The following is a 19,341-nucleotide window of genomic DNA, read 5'->3' on the forward strand; positions in this document are numbered from 1 at the left end:
TCAATGAGCAACAACCAAATCGAAAATATTGTCATTATTGGCGGCGGCACAGCAGGCTGGATGGCGGCGTCCGCCCTCTCCTCCATCATGAAACGTGCCAATGTAAAAGTAACGCTCGTCGAGTCGGAAGCCATTGGCACCGTAGGGGTTGGAGAAGCGACCATACCACAAATCGCTCTGTTTAACGAACTTCTTGGCTTGGACGAAAATGACTTTATTAGACGCACACAGGCCACGTTTAAACTCGGCATCGAATTTGTGGATTGGGGCCAAAAAGGAGAGCGGTATATCCACCCATTTGGAGGCTACGGCATCGACATGGAAGGGGTTCACTTCCACCATTTTTGGCTCAAAGCAAAAGACATAAACCCAGACCTTCCTGATCTCGCCGACTTCAACTTGCAGGCCCTGGCGGCTAAAAACAACAAATTTACTCGGCCTTTGGATATCGCTCGCTCGCCCCTTTCCAAAATCCATTACGCCTTTCAATTCGATGCCGGCCTTTACGCTAAATATTTGCGGGAAATTGCTGAGGACGCCGGAACGAAACGAATAGAGGGCCGGGTCACATCCATTCAGCAGGAATCTGAAAAAGGCCATATCCAGTCTGTGACGCTGGAGAACGGGGAGGTTATTTCCGGAGATTTCTTTATCGATTGCACAGGTTTTATTGGGCTTTTAATCGAGAAGACTCTGCAAACCGGTTACGAAGATTGGTCGAAATGGCTCCCCGTCAATCGAGCCGTGGCGTGTGCCTGTGAGCCAACAGAAGACCCTGTTCCCTATACTCGCGCTACAGCAAAGGAAGCCGGGTGGCAGTGGCGTATCCCGCTACAGCACCGCCTAGGAAATGGATATGTCTATTGTGATAAATTCCTTTCCGGAGAGGAAGCGGAGGCCGAGCTATTGAACAACTTAGAGGGCAAGCCTCTAGCCGAGCCAAAACATCTGCGGTTTGTGACAGGACACCGAAAGAAATTCTGGGAGAAAAATTGCCTTTCACTAGGTCTCTCGGCAGGTTTTATGGAGCCTTTGGAATCGACGTCCATCCACTTGATTCAATCAGGACTGTCCCGCTTGATGGCGCAATTTCCCGATAAAGACTTCAATCAAAAAGATATAGATTATTATAATCTGCGCACCCGTCAGGAATATGAACGGGTCCGGGACTTCCTTGTTTTGCATTACAAAGCGACCAAGCGTGACGACACGCCTTTTTGGCAACACATTCAAGCCATGCCTTTCCCTGACAAACTTAAGGAAAAGATGGAGTTATATGAAGAAAATGGCCGAATTTTCCGGGAAGATCTTGAACTTTTCAATGAAACCAGCTGGCTCGCCGTGATGCACGGTCAGGGCTTAAAGCCAAAAAGCTATCACCCTGTAGTCAACGTACTGTCCGCCGAAGAAATAGAGATGCGGCTTAAAGATATTTATAATTCGGTGGTAAACTCAGCGGATTACATGCCGACCCACATGGAATTTATTCGTGAAAACTGCATAGCGGACAAGGAAAATTACCCTGAAAAGCTCTCCAGGTAATACAAAACGAAAACGCGTCGCGTCAGTCTTAATTAAAGGCCAAGAAGAATAGCCATTAGGGCAACAACAATGGCAAGTAGAATGTTTTTTAGTACTTCAATCATAAACCCACCCCTTTCAGAACCTCTTATAAACAGCTTAATCTTGGAATTGTCAATCTGGCTTGTGTGAAGAATTGATGATTGGGTTAAGAATATCTGCCCAGACTTTATACCCATCCTCATTTAAATGAAGGCCGTCCGTGCTGAGATCTTTCCGTAAAGTCCCATCTTGTGCCGCAAAATTCGCCGTCAGGTCCAGATACTCCACCCCCGTCTCCGCAGCTACACTTTTTAAGGCATCATTATATGTCTGCACCAAAGGTAGAGACCCGCTCTCCCTCGGGAGGATCGACTGGAGGTAAATTTTAGTTTCGGGGGTAACTTCCGAAGCCCTTTCAATAAAGGATTTCACAGGACCAGCCACCTGCTGCGCCGTATGTCCGTAACCGATGTCATTCGTGCCAATCAGGATAAACATTTGATCAGGCCTGTGGCGCAAAACCTCCGGGAGGCGGGCATGCAATCCAACGGCTGTGTCCCACCCTATGCCGTGATTAGAAATCTCGCCGTCCAAGAGGTTTTTCTGCCAGCGCCATCCTTGGGTGATGCTGTCCCCTGCCAGAAGTGTCCCTCCCCTCAATTCTGGAAGCTCTCTTATTTCCGAGAGCCTTTCGGTAAATACTTTTTTGCCATCATCAGCCAAGTCATGTTGAGGTTTGATGGGCATCTGAATGGCCGGGTAAGTCCAATCCATCTGGTCCGCTATGTGCGCGCCGAGCTGATTGGCCATGTTTTTCATACTGTCGCGACCGGGGTGATACTGGCATGCCCACTTTAAGCCCGTTTCTGATAGGGTTAGATCTACTGTCGATATTTCAGGATCACGAAGCTCGTTCATCGCCCAATTTATCCCATCTTTGGCGGCCTCTCGTTTCCCCCCTTCCAAGAGCGGTCCGCTCACCGTCACGATGTGGGCTCTTGGAAATTGCGCCCGTAAGTCTCTGAGCATATTTTTATATCCCAGACGGAACTTTTCCATTCCGGGATTTTGAACTGACCAGTCATTCGTCCCCAACGCCGCCACAATTACGTCCGGTCTGAACAGATTATCGTCCCACTGTTCTCCATTATCCGGCAATGCTGAATCGATTTGCAGCGGCATAACGGGGGCTGGATTGTCATCCCAATTATGGACCACGCCTCGGCCTGAAATAGCAATCAGTTGGACTTCTGCGCCGAACTGACCTGCTGCCAATTTAGCGTAACTTTGCAATGGAGCGTTTGTCTTTGGCGCGTACGCGCAATCTTTCGTATCGCCGTGCAGGCCAAAACCCGCCGTAATGGAGTCTCCTAAGAAAAGTATTTTCTTTTTTGGCGCGGGCGTGGGTAGGACCTCACCGTCCGATTGAACGGATTCAATTGTAAATAATCCGGTATCGTAAGATTCCGTCCGGCGGGTCAGCTTTACATCAAACGTCTGCTTTGTCGGACTCTCAATAAGAGTGTATCTATTGGTTCCGGCCCCTAATTCCAGTGTGGACATTTGTCCATTCACGGACAGGTCCATTATCCCCTCTCCGCTGTCTGTTATCGTCGACGTCAGGGTCTTTCCATGGAAGGTCAGAGCGAGGCCACTCGCCGGCCACCCCATTTGATACCCGCCGCTCTCAGTCAGAACATAGCGGCCAAGGGGACGAAAACTCCCGACAGCAGTCCTCTCGCTGCTATCGATTTCAGAAGGCTCTGCAGTAAGTGTTTGCGGTTGGCACGCCCATAAGAAAAGCCCTGCAAATGCTAAGAATGCAGCGGAGCTACTTTTCGAAACCACCGTCATATTATCTCCCTTTTTCGTATTAAGGGAAGGAATATGCCTTAGGTCAAGACCTTCAATGACTCCGCATTATACGCTTGCAAATCTTCCAAGCGACCCTCTTTGACTTTCGTCGCCCAATGCGGGTCTTGGATGAGAGCACGCCCGACAGCAATCAGGTCGAACTCATCGCGCTCCATACGCTCCAAGAGATTATCCAGACTCGCGACTTCCGAGCCCTCCCCTTGAAAGGCGCCAAAGAAATCGCCCTTCAAACCTACGGACCCGACAGAAATTGTAGGAACACCTGTCAGTTTCTTGGCCCATCCGGCAAAATTAAGATCAGATCCGTCAAACTCTGGCTCCCAGAAACGGCGCTGCGAGCAATGGAGCATATCGACCCCCGCGTCGGTCAGACTTGTCAGAAACGCTTCCAGCTCTTCAGGAGTATGAGCAAGCTTAGCCGTATATTCCTGTTGCTTCCACTGCGAGATACGAATGCAAAGCGGCATGTCCTCGCCAACTTCCGCGCGGCATTTTCGTATGACTTCGCGCGCAAATTCCGCCCGATCAATTAAAGTGCCGGAATATTTATCCTCGCGGCGGTTCATTACGTCCCAGAAAAACTGATCCACCAGATAACCATGCGCGCCGTGAATCTCGACCATATCGAAACCAAGCTTCTTGGCATTGCCCGCCGCAGAGGCGTATGCGTCTGTGATGTCAGTAATTTCCTCTTGCGTCGGAACGGGCTGAACAAGCTTCCCTGTATGGGTTATACCGGAAGGACTGTCGGAATAAGCCTCTGGGTAAGGCCCGGTTCCTGGCTTTCTCGCCATCCCCACATGCCAGATTTGCGGCCCCATTTTCCCGCCTGCCGAATGCACGGCGTCAATCACATTCTTCCACCCTGCCAAAGCTTCTTCCTGATGAAAGTTGGGGATTTTGGGATCAAATGATGCACCGGGCCGGTCAATCGTTGTGCCTTCGGACAGGATTAAACCGACATCCGCGGCCGCGCGTTTTTTGTAATACTCAACCACGCCTTCCGTTGGAATGCCGTCCGGCGACATGGAGCGGGTCATAGGCGCCATAACAATACGGTTTGGCAGGTCGAGAGACTTCAACGAAAAGGGTTTAAAAAGCGGGGACATAGTATTCCTTGTATTAATAGGCCTCAAAGTCTGGGCTCGACGCTGTTTGAGAACCTATCTATACCCGCTATACGTCATATCAAACCCGCATTCAGACATTGCGGTCATGCAAATTGAAAGTGGGCCAAGTTGAAAACGGGTGATTTCAAAGTTCTTATCATCGGCGCAGGAATTGGCGGTCTGACGACGGCTCTCGCGCTTGCCCAAAATGGCGTACACGTCGAAATATTTGAAAAAGCGGCAAAATTTAGTGATGTCGGGGCAGGTCTGCAACTCAGTCCAAACGCCAATGCGGTTCTTTCCTCTTTGGGTTTAAGTAAAGAGATTGAAGCCATTTGCTGTGAACCCAGAGCCGGAATTTTACGAGATTACAAATCCGGCAAGGCCTTACTCACGACGAAAATGAAGGACGTTTATGAACAGAGATACGGTCACAAATACCTCCATATACATCGCGCCGACCTGATAGATTGCCTGGCGAAGGCAGCGCAGGAGGCCGGCGTGAAAACCCATCTCGGCTCCGAAATTTCTTCCGTCAAAGAAATGGAAACGGGCGTGCAGATTGAGAACAACGGAAAAGTTTATGATGGGGGTGTACTGATCGCCGCTGACGGCGTGCGGTCTTCCTTACGTGAGAAAATCGCCGGAAAGAGCAGCCCTGTTTTTACCGGACAAGTCGCGTGGCGAGGACTGGTTCCGACCTCAGACCTTTCGCCGGACAAAATCCCCTTTGCGGCAAATAATTGGCTCGGCCCCGGACAGCATTTTGTCAGCTATTATGTCTGCGGTGGAGAGATGATTAATTTCGTTGCTGTCCAGGAACGAGCAGACTGGGTCGAAGAAAGCTGGGACATCCCAGCGGATATGGGCGAGTTGCAAAATGCGTTTACGGGCTGGGACCCGCGCGTTACCTCTTTGATCGAGGCGTGTGGAAGCGCTTATCTCTGGGGACTATTTGATCACCCACCTCTGGAGACATGGACAACGGAACGGATGGCACTTCTGGGCGATGCTGCCCACCCCATGCTCCCTTTTATGGCTCAGGGCGCCGCTATGGCGATAGAAGACGCTTGGGTTCTGACCCGTTGTTTGACCCAAAACACATCTAGTATCTCGCAAGCTCTCCAAGGTTATGAAGCCGTTAGGAAACCTCGCACCACTGAGCTACAAATGATTTCCAGAAACAATGCGGCTTTGTATCACCAAAGCAGCACAATAGGTCGCGCCCTACGCAAGGCTAAATTTAAAATTGCGACGAAAATCCCGGCGATCGCATTTTCCAGATTGGACAAAATCTACGGCGTGGACGTCACCAAAAACTTCCCGATATAGCTGCTTCAATATTCTCGCAGTTCCAGAGCAGTTATAGCTTGCCCCTGCCCCCGCAATTCGCTAGTCCCGCCGACGGAGACGTGGCCGAGTGGTCGAAGGCGCTCCCCTGCTAAGGGAGTATGGGCCAAAAGCCCATCGAGGGTTCGAATCCCTTCGTCTCCGCCAGTCCCCTCTGGCCCAAACCGACCAACCTCAACACTTGTAAGTTACGCCCTACTAATAACTGGTTAGCGACATTATGCGCCTTAAACGCGTTCCTGTTTCCTTTCTGTGGGAGGCTTTTAGGCCATTTTCGTGAAGTGTCTCAGACGTTGATTTTGGAGCGACGCGTTTGGTCACGAGATTGGAATGGCCTGATAAATTAGACCCCAAAAAAAGCATTATTGGGGATGGTACGAACACGAGAGAAATACCCTGCCTCGAAGAAGCGAGAGCTTCATTAGCCGCCCCTAATCACAAGCAGCCGGCGAAACCATTGGCGCGAAAAGCAGAATTGATATTTGAAAGCACGGAAAGGTTAGACGAGAGAATCTAACCGTCAGTTGCTATGCCCCTTCCGACCTCGTCATACCGGCGATAGTCTAGGGCCGCATGCTTAAGAGACTAACGCCCTATAAAGCCGTCGAAATATCTGGCATTTGAGAGATCGGCATAATCGCGCCCGGGTGGCGAATGACATGACTGGCAAGAAGATTGCCAGCTTGGGCGGCTTTTACATTGTCATAGCCGCAGCATTTTCCGAAAATAAATCCTGCGTTAAAACTGTCTCCGGCGCCCGTTGTATCAACAGGTTGTTCGCACACAGCGACAGGAACTTTTTGCGCCCCCAGTCCTTTTTCATAAATGATTGCGCCCCGCGGCCCACATTTCAAGACCACGGTATTGACGCCGAGCTCATGCCAGCGCGCAACATGTGCTTCGCCCGGCATTTGGCCGTAAAGAAGATTTTCATCGTCGATGGTTGCCAGCATCAAGGTTGCATGGGTCGCAAAATTTTCAATGGCTTTACGGGCCGTTTCATGGTCCGGCCATCCATTGGGGCGGTAATTCGGATCAAACGCAACCTGACCGCCTCTCGCTTTAACGTTTCTAGCAATCTCAGCCAGTTGCGCCCGCTCAGATTCATTGAAAATCGACAGGGTAATTCCAGAAATATAGAACCAGTCAACTTGCTTCATATACTCAACCGAAGAGTCGGAACCATCCAAGTTGAAAAAGTTTCGGGCAGCGCTATTCTGCCGCCAATAATAAAATGACCGCTCGCCCTGATGGTCCGTTTGCACGGCGTAAATTCCCGGCATGCGCTCCGGGTCCCTCAACACATGCGAAACCTGGACACATTCACGCTGCCAATCTTTTACCAAGCCATCTGAATATGGGTCACGCCCCAAGGCGGTTACCAATTGGGGGAGCACGCCCAGACGCGCCAGATAAATTGAGGTGTTTAAAACATCTCCGCCATAGGACAGTTTAGCGCCCTGCCCTGTCGGGTGCGTTAGTTCCAGCATCGCTTCGCCCATAAGAGCAATCTTTACGCCCGGCATAACTATTTCTCTCTGTTCTGGATATTCAGGGCTTGGCGAGACAACTCTTCAATGGCTTGAAAGTCCCGCTTTTGAATGGCTTCCATGGGAGTCAACCAGCTACCGCCGCAAGCAACGACGGCCGGAATATCAAGATAATCCATAAGGTTTTCGGCGTTCACTCCGCCTGTCGGCATAAAGCGAACATCTCGAAATACGGATGACAGAGCCTTCAGCATTTTAGGGCCGCCTGCGAGACCCGCCGGAAAAAACTTCACGGTACGCAGCCCCATATTCCAAGCCGTCTGGAGCTCGGTCGCGGTGGCAATCCCCGGAAGTATCGGCAGGTCATGTTTTTTGGCCATAGCAACAACGCCTTCGTTCAGTCCCGGCGAAACAATAAACTTAGCCCCGGCTTCTATCGCCTGTTCCGCGTGTTTTGCTGACAAGACCGTACCGGCTCCAACGAGGGCCTTTGGAAACGCATTGGTAATAGCGTTCAGGCAGTCAAAGGCCGCTTCAGTTCTGAGGACGACCTCCAATACTTGGAGACCGCCCCCCAATAAGGCCTTCGAAACGGCTACGGCTTCTTCAGGGTCATTGGACTGAACCAGAGGCACGATGGGCGCCTCTGATAGTCGAGTGAATAGTTTCTCGGTCATAATTCTATGAAAAGAACATGCCGCCGTTAATGTCGATATTTGCGCCTGTGATATAGCTGGAGGCATCAGAGGCGAGATAGACGACCGCATCGGCGCAATCATCTGGATGCCCTTGACGGCGCAGAGGAACAGAAGCTTCCACGTTTTTACGCGCGGCGTCCGGCGTAAATGTATCATGGAATGTCGTGTCGATCATGCCGGGGCAAAGCGCGTTGACGCGAATGCCTTGCGGACCGAGCTCTTTTGCCATTGACCGCGTGAAAGTCACAACGGCGCCTTTGGAAACAGAATAAGCAGACGCGCCGCCGCCGCCGCCGTCGCGGCCAGCCAGAGAGGCCAGATTAACGATAGCGCTTCCGGACGGCATATGCGGCACAGCGGCCTGTGTGGCAAGGAACGTCGAGTTCATGTTCAACGACATAACTTTGTTCAAAAACTCTTCGTCCATTTCCGCAAGTTTTTTACGAGCCACAAGACCGCCTACATTATTGACCAGAATATCAATATTGCCGCCAAAAGCCTTGCGGGCTTCGGCAACCAAGTTGTCGACATCCGCTTTTTTAGTCATGTCGCCTTTCACGAGAATGGCCTTGCCGCCGTTCTTTTCAATCGTGGCCACGGTCTCATCGCCCGCGTCTTTATTGCTGTGATAATTGACGACAACGTGCGCTCCGGCTTCGGCCAATTTGATGGAACAAGAGCGACCAATATCGCGTGTTCCACCTGTCACAATAGCGACTTTTCCTTTTAGATTTGTCATGATTTTTCCTGTTTCTTTTGAATTAAAGGTGAAAGTTAGTTTTATTTAGCCGGCCGATAGCCGAGGGGTTTAAGTGGACCGATATTGCCGCATAAGAACCAGACACTAGCAATTGCGGTCAGAGCCAAAGCGGCACCTAAAATAAAGACGGGTGCGTAGTTTGCGCCGAGTGTCAGCACCGGCACGAGATAGGTCAGCCCGGCCGCTGCAAATTTTGCGGCCATTCCCGCAAACCCAGACAAGGTGCCGACTGTTTTCCCGCCGTAGAAATCGCTCGGCAAAGTTTGGACATTGCCGATGGCGGTTTGAAAGCCGAACAAGATAATGAACATTAGGGTCAGAGCCAGTACAGGTGTAACGGCAACAGACATGGCTAACAATGCGGGGAGCATAATCAAGCACCCCAATGTGATGGTAAATTTGCGTGTTTTGTTGACACTCCAACCCGCTTTGAATCGGTTCTGCGCCAAAAGACCGCCGAACCAAGCTCCAAGCATAGCGCCCACATATGGAAGCCAGCCGGACGCGGCGAGTTGTTTGATGTCGAACCCATGAACTTCAAAGAGGTAAGTTGGGATCCAGATAATGAACAACCACCAAATCGGATCAATCGCGGCAGAGGCAACAATGACGCCCCAGCTTTGTTTACGAGAGAGCAGCTCTGCGGTGGACGGATTATATCCGCCGTCAAGATTGCCGTCCTCATTAAGATCTTCATTGATTTGTCCGCTGAGGATATATTCCCGCTCTTCATCTGTAAGCCATGAATGATATCTGGGCGGAGCTTTCACAATCACCAACCACGGCACCAGCCAGACGAGGCCAACGCCGCCCACCAGGAGGAAGATTAGCTTCCAGTCCATAATAATGGCGAGATAAGCAATCAGCGGAATAGATATAATACCACCAATGGCGGCGCCGGAGTTAAATATCCCTTGCGCCAGAGCCCGTTCATTGACCGGGAACCATTCGGCATTGGCTTTTGCCGCGCCTGGCCAGTTTCCGGCCTCGGCCACACCCAGAAGCGCGCGGAAGAAGCTGAAGGTCAAAATGCCCTGCGCAAAGGCATGTAATGCTGTCGCGACAGACCACACACCAATAGAGAGAACGAAGCCAAGACGCGTTCCAATCCAATCAAAAATTTTTCCGAATACCGCCTGACCGATGGCATAGGAAAAAATAAAAACGACAGAGATAATACCCAGAATATGTTTATGCCCATCGGCGTCCATATCGGGAAATAAATCGGGCGCAATATGATTTGGCCACAAGACATTTAAGGTTTGGCGATCAATATAATTTATGATCGTCGCCAAGGCGACGAGACCGACAACAAACCAACGTAGATTCCCCTTCACGACGCTTCCCCTTTTTTATAATTTTCGAAAAAGTCCTCGCGAATGGGCGAAAACATGTCGAGCAATGCTCCCGCTTCGATACAGACAGCGCCGTGGCGCACATGCGGCGGAATGAAATAGCTATCGCCAGCGGTCTGGCGTTTGGTGACGCCCTCTATTGTAACGTCGAAAACTCCGCTCTCCACATAGGAAACCTGAGAATGATAATGCTCGTGCTGATAGCCTTCAGCGCCGGCTTCAAAAACCGCCTTCACCAGCATCAGCTCGTCATTATGGCCGAGAATCTGACGTTTAATACCGGGGTCGACGTCTTCAAACGGGACCTTGTCTCCAAATAGAAAGTTCGGACTTTGCATGATTAATTCCCCCCGGTTTTGTGTTTTTCAGAATGGAAGAGCTTATAGGGCCCTGTCCAGCTCATGGCAGTTCCGCCCACATCAACTGTATGAGCTGCGTCTTTCGCCATGTCGCCGGACACACCGAGTCCTACGACCTCGCCGTCTTTGGTCTCAATTCGAATATAATCGTCGGATCCGTTCTCGAAGTGATCTACGGATTTAACAATCGAATGACTATTTACGGTGAACTCGACTGTCGGATTATATTCGCCGTGCGGCTCAATGACGGACGCGATGGAAATGCCGTCTGCTGATTTGGCCCGGATTATAAAGGCCGGCTCGCGGCGTAAATTAAAGTTTGGATCTGTTGCGCCAATTTCGGCGAAGATAATTTCCGAGCTGTTTGGGACAGACGACATAACGGAGTAGAATTTTTTATCCAATAGCCACGTCACTTGCGAAGAGCCGTTGACCGCCTGCCCGCTACCGACACGCCATAAATGTTGATAGCCGTTTTTATCGCCTAAAGGCCGACGAGAGGTAGTCTCCGCCGCCAACTCGAAATTCGTTTCTGTGAGCTGACCATTGTAATAAAATGGCAAATCATATTGATGCGAACTTTCAGAATGTCCCTCTATGAGGTCGATAATGATGGGATTTGGAAACGCCGCATCCGTGACCATCGCCATTGTGCGGTCCATGGCTACATCGGCGTAGGCTGTGTTAATTTCGGCAGACGTAATTTTGAGCGTTTCGCCATTCGAAAAGGTCCCCAGAGCTGGCGCGTATTGATTGCCTGTCTCGGTATCACCCTCAAAGTGGCTGGTCTCATCTACGACCAGGGTATTATGGGCAATGGTTTGCTTTGCGAAGCTGTTATTCTCGGCGAGGTAATGTCCGCCATATTTTGCTTCAACATTTAGAAATCGGGCTGCACCATAGTCGCGTATGACTTCGTGGCCCGCATCATAAAGCAAGAAACCGAGCTTATCAAAGTGACCGTGGCCCAAACCTTGAGACGTGTTTTTAACAACTAGCGAAAGATCGTTAGGATCGCTTGACGCTCTTATAATATCCAAGGCCCCTTCTGTGCCGTTTTCGCCGTCTCTGAGTCGCATCGTTTTATAATCAAAAGGCTCTGCCATTCCTGCAGATATATCTTGTGAAACTTTTCGGCTCTCTGGTGTCAGGACAAATTTTCCCTGCGTTTCGGCAATTGAGAGGAGTCCCGCATCGCTCGTCAGGTCATAGGCAATCGCGACGCCGTGCAGCAGCTCTGCCGTCGCAATGCCCTTATCTTTCAAGGCGTCATTTATCGGAAAAAACAGACCGCCATAGCTTTGCTGAATGGTGGTATAGATGGCCTTCTTAAGAATTCCGTCGCGGCGCTCGAAAATTTTTCGTTCGGGATTATTCTGCTCTACGGCTTGAGCAAAAATGACGAACGGCATGAGCGCGTAACGCTGATAATATGGCCCCTCATTATAATATCCATCCGGAGAGAAAAGCTTTTCCATCTGCTTCAGAAAGCCGGCGTCTCCAGATTTATCCAAGCCCATCAAGGCCTGCTCTACATAGTCTTGATCGTCTATCGCATAGCCGGTTAGGCCGACAGCTGCCGTTGCCCATGTACCGTGATTATGAATCTTGTTGAAGGTTTTAGGAGATCCGTCGGAGAGGAAGTCCGCCATGTTGCGAAGCAAATCCGTTTCAATTAACTGGCGTTGCTCTTCGGAAAGTGTCTCTTTGACCGCATCATACCCTTGCGCCACATGAAGAAGCCACCAGCTTTCATTCAGGTTCTGCCAGAACATTCGGCCCGGTGACTGTTCTTTCTGAGCCGGATGAAGACCCCAACCCGGATAAACTTCGGCGTAAGCTTGCATCAGCTTTCCGGCGTAGTCGGCGTATTTTTCCTCATCCGTTAATTTATAGAGCTGCCCAGCATTATAAATAAGTTTGGCGCTCTCTTTATGTTTTTCGTGCGTAAAGCCTCCGCCTGCGTCCTTCGGAACAGGCAGTGATATTGGCAAGTTCATCTGCGCGTCCAGGCTCTGCTTAGCATTTGAAAGAGTTTGCTCGAACCCATCCGCCTGCGGCGTCTGGGCAATGGGGCGGGATTGGGCACGGCTTTCACAAGACGCCAGTACGATGCCCAGCGCCAAAGCTGAGGCCAGCTGCAGGACGGGGCGACTCATCGGTTTAACCCCTCATTATCTGTTATCAGAGCAGTGGGCTCTAATCCGCTATTTAATTCTACCACAACTGGCGCAGGTGTATCTTTGAAAGTATTTTCAAATATTTTGGTTTTGGGCTCGCCCACGGTGTGTTTAATCAAAAATGGCTCAACGCCATCGAATGTATTGTTGGAAATATTCGTCACCTGAACCCCTTGCAGATAAAGGGAGGAGTCTGTCTTGTTGCGTTTACCACTACCGACATTTGTAAGGCTAGAATTGACCAGGTTGAAATGCGGGCCAAATGTGCTCTCATCGGTACCACCCCGATAGTAATCCACAATCGAACCTTGGACGTTTTCGAAATCAGACTCTAAAATGGTGAGATATTCTGCATTATAGATTCCGTAGTCATCAGTCTCCTTATCCAGCTTTAGAATTGCCCCCGTTACATCTTTAAAGCTAGAATTACGTATTGCGATATTGTCTGCGAATGTGCCTTTGGAAACTGAGATGATATTGAAAGAGTGATTGACGTCCATCTCCGTGAAATTTGTATCGGTTATTTCCAGACGGTAGTTCTCGAGCATGGAGTAAGGGCTTGTCCTGATGACAGAATTTCCAGCATTGTCAGGCGCCGATTTGCCGGAGATATTTAATCCCTTTATCTGAAGGCTCCCGCCATTGAGGATCTCGAACAAAGTGGTTCGTTCAAATGTGAGATTAACCTCTCCCTCGGCTTGGAAGGTTAGCGGCTTGTCAATTTTCAAAAACTTGCGAACGACATAATTCCCGGAAGTCAGCGAAATAACGTCTCCGGCTTTGGCCTTCTCTACGGCGGAAGTTAAGCTCCCTTCTTCTGGTGTCACAGCTATCGTTTCACCAGAGCCAAACGCGATCACGGGCTCGGCTTTAGGATACCAAGAAACCCCGGTCTGATTTTTTTGTGTCACGGAAAGGTCGCGAGGCACCCCGGCAGAAATCTCGGATTGAGGATACATTAATCCGTTCTCGGCCCGTTCCATCTTGAGCCGCACGCGAGAAAACCCGGTCGTAAAGTCTGGCGGATCCATCGACCCCAATACATTCTGATTAAAGTCAATCCCAGACATGTCGTCATAGACGGTGAACACGTCCCGGCCGTCTTCGTTAAAGATCAAATTACTTTCAAACACGCTGTCCGAAGGCACAGCGGTTCGCTCTTCATCGCTTCCAGCTCCGAACTGAACATTATCGCTATTTATGAGGCTGTTGTTTTTGATGACCGCGTCTTTTACCGGGTCGTACCGATTGATAGGGCCGTTTGGCACGCCGTTCATCACGACGAATGCACCGCCAAAACGAGTGCCTTTAAGGCCCTCCATATAATTGTTCTGGATGGTTTGACCCGCATTGATAACGCGGATACCGCCAGTGTGGTCTGCGCCATTACCAAAAAACACGTTGTTTTCGACAAGATTATTATTTCCGTGGCGCATCGTTAAGGTGCCGCGGGATTGGAAGAAAGTATTATTCCGGAAAACATTCCGGCCAGATTTGTTGGAAATAATTTCCAACTCGCCGTCGCATCGGTCGAAATAATTATTTTCGACGACTGTAAGCGAATCCGTTCGTGAATAGTGGCTGGTCCCAATTCTCAGGGTTTCGCCGCCATTGGACCCGAGGATCTGACGAGGCCCAAAGTAATTATGATCAATGCGGTGATTGTTTTCCTGGCTGTCTTCGGTGTTGAGCCGCACAGCCATAGTCACGCCCTTATTGCGCTTTCCAACGATGTGATTGTGGTCGAAACGGTTGTTTTTTCCATACATCATCACCCAGAAATCGACTTCTTGGCGTTCAGGCTGATTATAATTATCAATGACGACTTCCGTCACCCGGGAGTTATTTGCGAGGTTCTTGGAATTCCGCCGAAAGGAGATGACCTCGCTGGTTGGGGTATAGCCGTCCTTAAACACGAGACCTGAGACCTCAAGATAATTTCCGGCAATTCTGAGATTGGATTGACCCGTTAGGAAAACCTCGCCAGAAGTTTCGGCGGTTAATCGGATCGGCTTGTCTTTTTCGCCTTCGCCGATGAAGAGGACTTCAAAATCCTCCCACTTTCCATTGGCGAGTTTAACGACGTCGCCCGGCTCCAGCTCTTTTACGATCTCTTTGAAGGACTTTTGGTCTTTAACGAGAAACTCTTCCGCCTGGGCGCTGTAAGAGGTCGCCCCCATAATCGCCGTCGTTGAGACGAACATACACAATAGGCGCGAAAAGCGTTTCATACCAAATTCCCCAATATTTTATTTATAGGGGAAATATCGACAATCCAGACAATATTGTCAACCAATATATTAAACCAATTTCAACGGATTGGTATAGTCACCTCGAAAAGCGTTTTGGGATTAGTCCAGCTGCGCGCTGAGCAAAAAGCGAGAGCGGCTTTCAGAGGTCTTTTTCTTGACCGCCCTGTAGGCTTCCTCTTCGGAGGCTACTAAAAGCGCCTCAATCATGCGCGTGAAGTGCGCGCGCATAGCGGTACGCGCGGCCGAGGAATCCCGGTTCTTAAGCGCATCCAGAATAGCTTGATGTTCATCTTCGCGATGACTTGGATCTTTGTCACATACCGAACGGTAGACCTTTTGCAATTGCGACGCCTCTTTACGCATCCCCCACATACTGCCGATGACATAAATGATAGCGGGGTTATTTGTCGCTTTGGCGATCGTTAGATGAAACTCCTCATCGGCCTCATCGGCTGTCATATCAGAGTCGATTTTCCCCATCATCACTTGGATTAACCGCTCAAGTTCTGCAATGGTCTCATCGGTTATCATTGGAGCAGCCAAAGCTGCGGACTCCGCCTCGAAAAGCGCTCTGGCTTCGGTCAATTCAAAGGGACCGACTTTTGGCAAGCCATGCGCCGTATACTCACTTCCGTCCAAAACATAAGCTCCGGACCCAACCTTAATTTCAAGCCGTCCTTGCGCCTGAAGGGCGATTTCGGCCTCGCGAATAGCGACGCGGCTCACCCCAAATTTTTCGGCTAGGTCCCGCTCCCCGGGCAGGCGACTTCCAGGCGGAAACACACCCGAGTCGATAAGCTCTAAAATCTGATTTGCTACTTTGTGGTATAAACGTTGTTCAGCCATGATTTTCCCAAATGTTATCTATACCAATATTAACATTTTTCTCCATTTGTCTATACCAATAGTCCGAATCTTTAATTTAATATCTAATTCGGTTCACCGGGATATTGACGCCTCGCCGTGGCGAGACGTCTGAATTTATATAAGGAGTGATGGCAAAAGCCGTCTTTACTAGAACGTGTAACTGGCTCCGAAGACGATACGCCGATCAGTGACGCCTTGGTAGCACAGCAGCCCGCCGTCGCTTACGCAGTAGACGTCTGACGACGCCTCCGTCAGATTAACCGCGTCAACTTGGACAGTGAATTGATCCGTAACATCGTAGGCGACCGACCCATTGAGCTGACCTCGAGTTTCTTGGATGCCGGTGAACCCAATTGGGGTTAGGACGTTACCCGTTCCCGGTAAATTAGTAGTCGCAAAAGAATCCCGCCACGTATAACGCAGTCTGGCTGACAAACCATATTTCTCGTAATATCCAGTCAAGTTGTAAGCATGGTTGGAAAGATTTGGTAAAGTTGCCGCCTCACGCGTTGGATTGTTAAACCCCTGCGCAGCCAAGATGGCAAGATTTCGACTTCCCGAAACCGGGACAAAACCGGTATTATTATCTTCATTTTGATATGTGTAGTTGGCAAGTAGACCAAAGCCAGATGCCCAAGCGAAACTACCAAGTCTATCCTCCCAATCTGCAAAGTTATATTGCAGCGCGACTTCAACACCTTCCTGCGTGGTAGAATTATCAGAGTTAAAAGTTGATTGGTTGCCGACACAAACGCCGACCTCGCCATTCCCGAAGATACCGGCCTCCGTTCCCGGAGAGAAAATTCCGCCATTTTCACAAGGCGCCGTCGTATCACGAACACCGCCCGTCTCATCCGGCGTATCAACGACGTTTCCGAAAAGGCCGCTTCGTTCTTTACGGAAAACGCCGACACTCAGCACGGCTTCTGGCGCAAAGTACCAGTCAACAGAGGCGTCCCAACTCTCAATTTCCTCTGGAACGAGGAACGGGTTACCACCAATAGAATTGCCATTAACACCACCAAAATCAGGGAATGTTCTTGCGGCTGTTACGTCATTGAAGTCGGGACGGCGAATATCTTCGGAATATGACCCACGCAAGATAATGTCGTCGGTCACATCAAACGCAAGGTTCACGCGCGGTAGGTAATGATCATAACTGCTGTCGATTGTGACCAATGTCGCGACGCCGTCGGTAAATTGGTTAGCCGTCGACTCTAGGTCCGTATCTATATAGCGCAGACCTGCATTGCCGCTGAGCCTCCCAAAGCCAAAATTTGCCTGGCCGTAAATCGCCGTCGTTTTTTCTTTAATATTAAAGAAAGCCGATTCATCCGAGCTTAAACCAGAAGTGAATATCGGTCCAAGACCTTGCGCCGCAGCGGCGGCATTGATCGTGGCGACAGCCGCCGAAGTGTCCCGCGTTAAATTCGGGCTTACCTGCAATACTCCGTCAACTGCCAGGGAATTTCCTGTTCCGGAAGCAAAATTGTCCGGGATTTCACTTAAAAGCTGAGTAATGCCTGAGGCATTCAAGCTCCCTGAAAGTGTGCTGCTGCCGCTGACGGAGGCGGACCGGTCATCTCTGATACTCGTACGCTCACCAAAGCGAGCCCCCACTTCGACTGAACTTACAAAGTCAGACAAGCTGGTCTGAGAGAAGTCGTAGATCCCGTCGAAACGCCACGCTCTATCAATATTTTCTCGAACGTCGGCACTGTAACCGGGATTCCCATCAAACACATAGTTAGCCGGGTCTAAAAGCTGGGCTTCAGTCGGCGCGAAAGGATCGTTGAAATTGATATCAAACCCGAAGCCATCCGTTAGGTCAAAGATGAACGGAGTGCCATTTTCATCTCGGAAATCACTGCCACTTGGGGCTATATAGGAGTTCGGGTTAATGAAATTGAGGTTGACGAATAGATTTGGATTTATGGTATCAGAACTTGATCTTGCGAACTCGGCCTTAAGCGTTAAGGCCTCCGTTGCCTCCCACTCTCCACCCAGCCTCAAGGTCGTCGTTTCGGTAAAACGCGATCCGGCATCTGAACCAATCCGAAGGAACGGAGCGCCGCGGCCATCATTAACTTGCGCATCAGCCTGAAGTGGCGTGAAAGTTCCCTGCGTCACAATCGCAATATCACCAAAGTTCTGAATACCATCTTCTCCCGGAGCAGACCCTAAGTCGACAGCATCAAAAGCCGTAAAATTGATATTACCGCCAGGAGTAACCGCACGATCGCCAGGCCCGTTAAGACGACTCACATTAGAGGCCTGCACGCGTGAGCCTGATAGACGGCGTTGTTGATCGTTAAAGACGACATCTGCAAAAAGTCTCAAATTCTCTGTAGGCTTGGCTTCGACAGAACCCGCAACATTCAAAGTCTCAAATTGCTGAGTTCTTTGAACTTGGTTCAAAAACTGCACCCCTAAAAAGCCATCTACGCCCGCTGGACATGCCGTAGAAGGCATATCGACTGTACAATCGGTATAATTATCTCTGTCCAGACGAGGACGGAATGCCGTGTTCTCAGATTCGGTATAACTCCCGCTCAAAACAAAGCCGATCTCTTGGCCTTTCGCGTTCTCCCAGTTCTTGCCCAGGGCCCCCGAAACTCTCGGCGAAATACCTTCTGTCAGGCTACTGTCTTCGCCCTGAATACGAACCGATGCCAGGGTATCTCTTAGATCAAGCGGACGGATTGTTCTCAGGTTGATTGTGCCGCCGACCGCGCCTTCAATGTGGTGCGCCTCAGGCGCTTTGATGACTTCAAGACCCGCGATGATAGCCGGATTAACATCTGTAAAATTGATACCGCCGCGGCCATTTCCGGCGCCGACCGTTGTGACACCGTTGAACTGAATAAGGTTTTGATCTGATCCGCGAATCTGAACGCCTGTTCCTACCCCTTCTGTTCGGGTAATTTGAATACCTGTTATGTTCTCTAGAACCTCGGCCAAGTTCTGGTCCGGCAGCTTACCGATATCTTCAGCGATAATAACTTCAACAAGGCTATCGGCCTGACGTTTTTCAACAAGCGCGTTTTCGAGCGATTGGCGAATGCCGGTAGCGACAACCTCATCTGTAGGATCATTTTGTTCTGCTTGGATGTCTTGCTCAACCTGCGCGTCTTGCGCCATCACCATTTGGGGCAAGGCTAGAGTCGAAACCCCGACGCTGAGTAAAAGAGACTTTTTGAAAAATGAGTGCCCGAAGGTGTCGCGTAGCTGCGTCATAATTATTCCCCTATATAGTGGTGGAACCGAATTTTTACGGATTCCGTTATTGTTGCCGCATAAAAACCAATATTTTGAAATCTGTCAACCTATTTGATTGACCAAATTTAGCTTTATTGGTCATACCAATTGTCAGGGGGCGGAGCGTAGTTCCGGTGACTTTCTGAAAATACAACGGTTAAATAGTGGCAAGATGAAACCTATCTTCTCGGTAGAAGCTTCGGATATCCGGCTTGAAAGTAGATT

General features: G+C 50.0%; 13 protein-coding genes and 1 tRNA gene. 3 read left to right on the forward strand and 11 right to left on the reverse strand.

Annotated elements, in window-relative coordinates; translation table 11 throughout:
- Positions 1 to 3 precede the first annotated feature (3 nt).
- On the forward strand, positions 4 to 1,542 hold the full coding sequence (locus ACNA05_RS01280; protein ID WP_415809558.1) for a tryptophan halogenase family protein: 1,539 nt from the start codon (positions 4 to 6) through the stop codon (positions 1,540 to 1,542).
- A gap of 153 nt (positions 1,543 to 1,695) precedes the next feature.
- Here ACNA05_RS01280 and ACNA05_RS01285 read toward each other — a convergent pair whose 3' ends face one another.
- Complete coding sequence (locus ACNA05_RS01285; protein WP_415809559.1) at positions 1,696 to 3,417, reverse strand: GDSL-type esterase/lipase family protein; 1,722 nt, start codon at positions 3,415 to 3,417, stop codon at positions 1,696 to 1,698.
- Between the two features lie 38 nt (positions 3,418 to 3,455).
- The gene (locus ACNA05_RS01290; RefSeq protein ID WP_415809560.1) at positions 3,456 to 4,547 is read right to left on the reverse strand and encodes an NADH:flavin oxidoreductase; all 1,092 of its coding nucleotides are present in this window, start codon (positions 4,545 to 4,547) and stop codon (positions 3,456 to 3,458) included.
- Between the two features lie 129 nt (positions 4,548 to 4,676).
- Between ACNA05_RS01290 and ACNA05_RS01295 the strand changes: the two genes are divergently transcribed.
- Entirely contained in the window at positions 4,677 to 5,879 is a 1,203-nt protein-coding gene (locus tag ACNA05_RS01295) for an FAD-dependent monooxygenase (RefSeq protein WP_415809561.1), read from the forward strand.
- 74 nt (positions 5,880 to 5,953) lie between these two features.
- Positions 5,954 to 6,044, forward strand: a tRNA-Ser gene (locus ACNA05_RS01300).
- 446 nt (positions 6,045 to 6,490) lie between these two features.
- On the opposite strand, the gene ACNA05_RS01305 is transcribed toward ACNA05_RS01300, so the two are convergent.
- From ACNA05_RS01305 to ACNA05_RS01345, 9 genes are all read right to left on the reverse strand, one after another.
- On the reverse strand, positions 6,491 to 7,423 hold the full coding sequence (locus tag ACNA05_RS01305; protein ID WP_415809562.1) for a sugar kinase: 933 nt from the start codon (positions 7,421 to 7,423) through the stop codon (positions 6,491 to 6,493).
- Positions 7,424 to 7,425: 2 nt separating this feature from the next.
- Positions 7,426 to 8,064, reverse strand: coding sequence for a bifunctional 4-hydroxy-2-oxoglutarate aldolase/2-dehydro-3-deoxy-phosphogluconate aldolase (locus ACNA05_RS01310; protein ID WP_415809563.1), 639 nt, complete (start codon positions 8,062 to 8,064; stop codon positions 7,426 to 7,428).
- 4 nt (positions 8,065 to 8,068) lie between these two features.
- On the reverse strand, positions 8,069 to 8,824 hold the full coding sequence (locus ACNA05_RS01315) for an SDR family NAD(P)-dependent oxidoreductase (protein WP_415809564.1): 756 nt from the start codon (positions 8,822 to 8,824) through the stop codon (positions 8,069 to 8,071).
- A gap of 41 nt (positions 8,825 to 8,865) precedes the next feature.
- Positions 8,866 to 10,182, reverse strand: coding sequence for an MFS transporter (locus ACNA05_RS01320; protein WP_415809565.1), 1,317 nt, complete (start codon positions 10,180 to 10,182; stop codon positions 8,866 to 8,868).
- Positions 10,179 to 10,538 (reverse strand): cupin domain-containing protein, encoded by a 360-nt coding sequence (locus tag ACNA05_RS01325; protein WP_415809566.1) that lies wholly within the window; start codon positions 10,536 to 10,538, stop codon positions 10,179 to 10,181. Before ACNA05_RS01325 ends, ACNA05_RS01320 begins: the two co-directional genes overlap by 4 nt.
- Before the next feature lie 2 nt (positions 10,539 to 10,540).
- A complete protein-coding gene (locus tag ACNA05_RS01330) occupies positions 10,541 to 12,718 on the reverse strand; it encodes a heparinase II/III domain-containing protein (RefSeq protein WP_415809567.1) in 2,178 nt (725 codons plus the stop codon).
- Entirely contained in the window at positions 12,715 to 14,970 is a 2,256-nt protein-coding gene (locus ACNA05_RS01335; RefSeq protein WP_415809568.1) for a chondroitinase-B domain-containing protein, read from the reverse strand. The genes ACNA05_RS01330 and ACNA05_RS01335 overlap by 4 nt, the downstream gene beginning before the upstream one ends.
- A 120-nt stretch (positions 14,971 to 15,090) precedes the next feature.
- Complete coding sequence (locus tag ACNA05_RS01340) at positions 15,091 to 15,837, reverse strand: FadR/GntR family transcriptional regulator (protein WP_415809569.1); 747 nt, start codon at positions 15,835 to 15,837, stop codon at positions 15,091 to 15,093.
- A 168-nt stretch (positions 15,838 to 16,005) separates the two neighbouring features.
- Complete coding sequence (locus ACNA05_RS01345; RefSeq protein WP_415809570.1) at positions 16,006 to 19,095, reverse strand: TonB-dependent receptor; 3,090 nt, start codon at positions 19,093 to 19,095, stop codon at positions 16,006 to 16,008.
- Positions 19,096 to 19,341 lie beyond the last annotated feature (246 nt).

The sequence above is a fragment of the Litorimonas haliclonae genome, from assembly GCF_965138505.1.
Lineage (GTDB): Bacteria > Pseudomonadota > Alphaproteobacteria > Caulobacterales > Maricaulaceae > Litorimonas > Litorimonas haliclonae.

Coding starts and splice junctions, on each gene's coding strand:
- ACNA05_RS01280 (WP_415809558.1), top strand. CDS start 4: ATGAGCAACAACCAAATCGAAAATATTGTCATTATTGGCGGCGGCACA.
- ACNA05_RS01285 (WP_415809559.1), bottom strand. CDS start 3,417: ATGACGGTGGTTTCGAAAAGTAGCTCCGCTGCATTCTTAGCATTTGCA.
- ACNA05_RS01290 (WP_415809560.1), bottom strand. CDS start 4,547: ATGTCCCCGCTTTTTAAACCCTTTTCGTTGAAGTCTCTCGACCTGCCA.
- ACNA05_RS01305 (WP_415809562.1), bottom strand. CDS start 7,423: ATGCCGGGCGTAAAGATTGCTCTTATGGGCGAAGCGATGCTGGAACTA.
- ACNA05_RS01310 (WP_415809563.1), bottom strand. CDS start 8,064: ATGACCGAGAAACTATTCACTCGACTATCAGAGGCGCCCATCGTGCCT.
- ACNA05_RS01315 (WP_415809564.1), bottom strand. CDS start 8,824: ATGACAAATCTAAAAGGAAAAGTCGCTATTGTGACAGGTGGAACACGC.
- ACNA05_RS01325 (WP_415809566.1), bottom strand. CDS start 10,538: ATGCAAAGTCCGAACTTTCTATTTGGAGACAAGGTCCCGTTTGAAGAC.
- ACNA05_RS01330 (WP_415809567.1), bottom strand. CDS start 12,718: ATGAGTCGCCCCGTCCTGCAGCTGGCCTCAGCTTTGGCGCTGGGCATC.
- ACNA05_RS01335 (WP_415809568.1), bottom strand. CDS start 14,970: ATGAAACGCTTTTCGCGCCTATTGTGTATGTTCGTCTCAACGACGGCG.
- ACNA05_RS01340 (WP_415809569.1), bottom strand. CDS start 15,837: ATGGCTGAACAACGTTTATACCACAAAGTAGCAAATCAGATTTTAGAG.
- ACNA05_RS01345 (WP_415809570.1), bottom strand. CDS start 19,095: ATGACGCAGCTACGCGACACCTTCGGGCACTCATTTTTCAAAAAGTCT.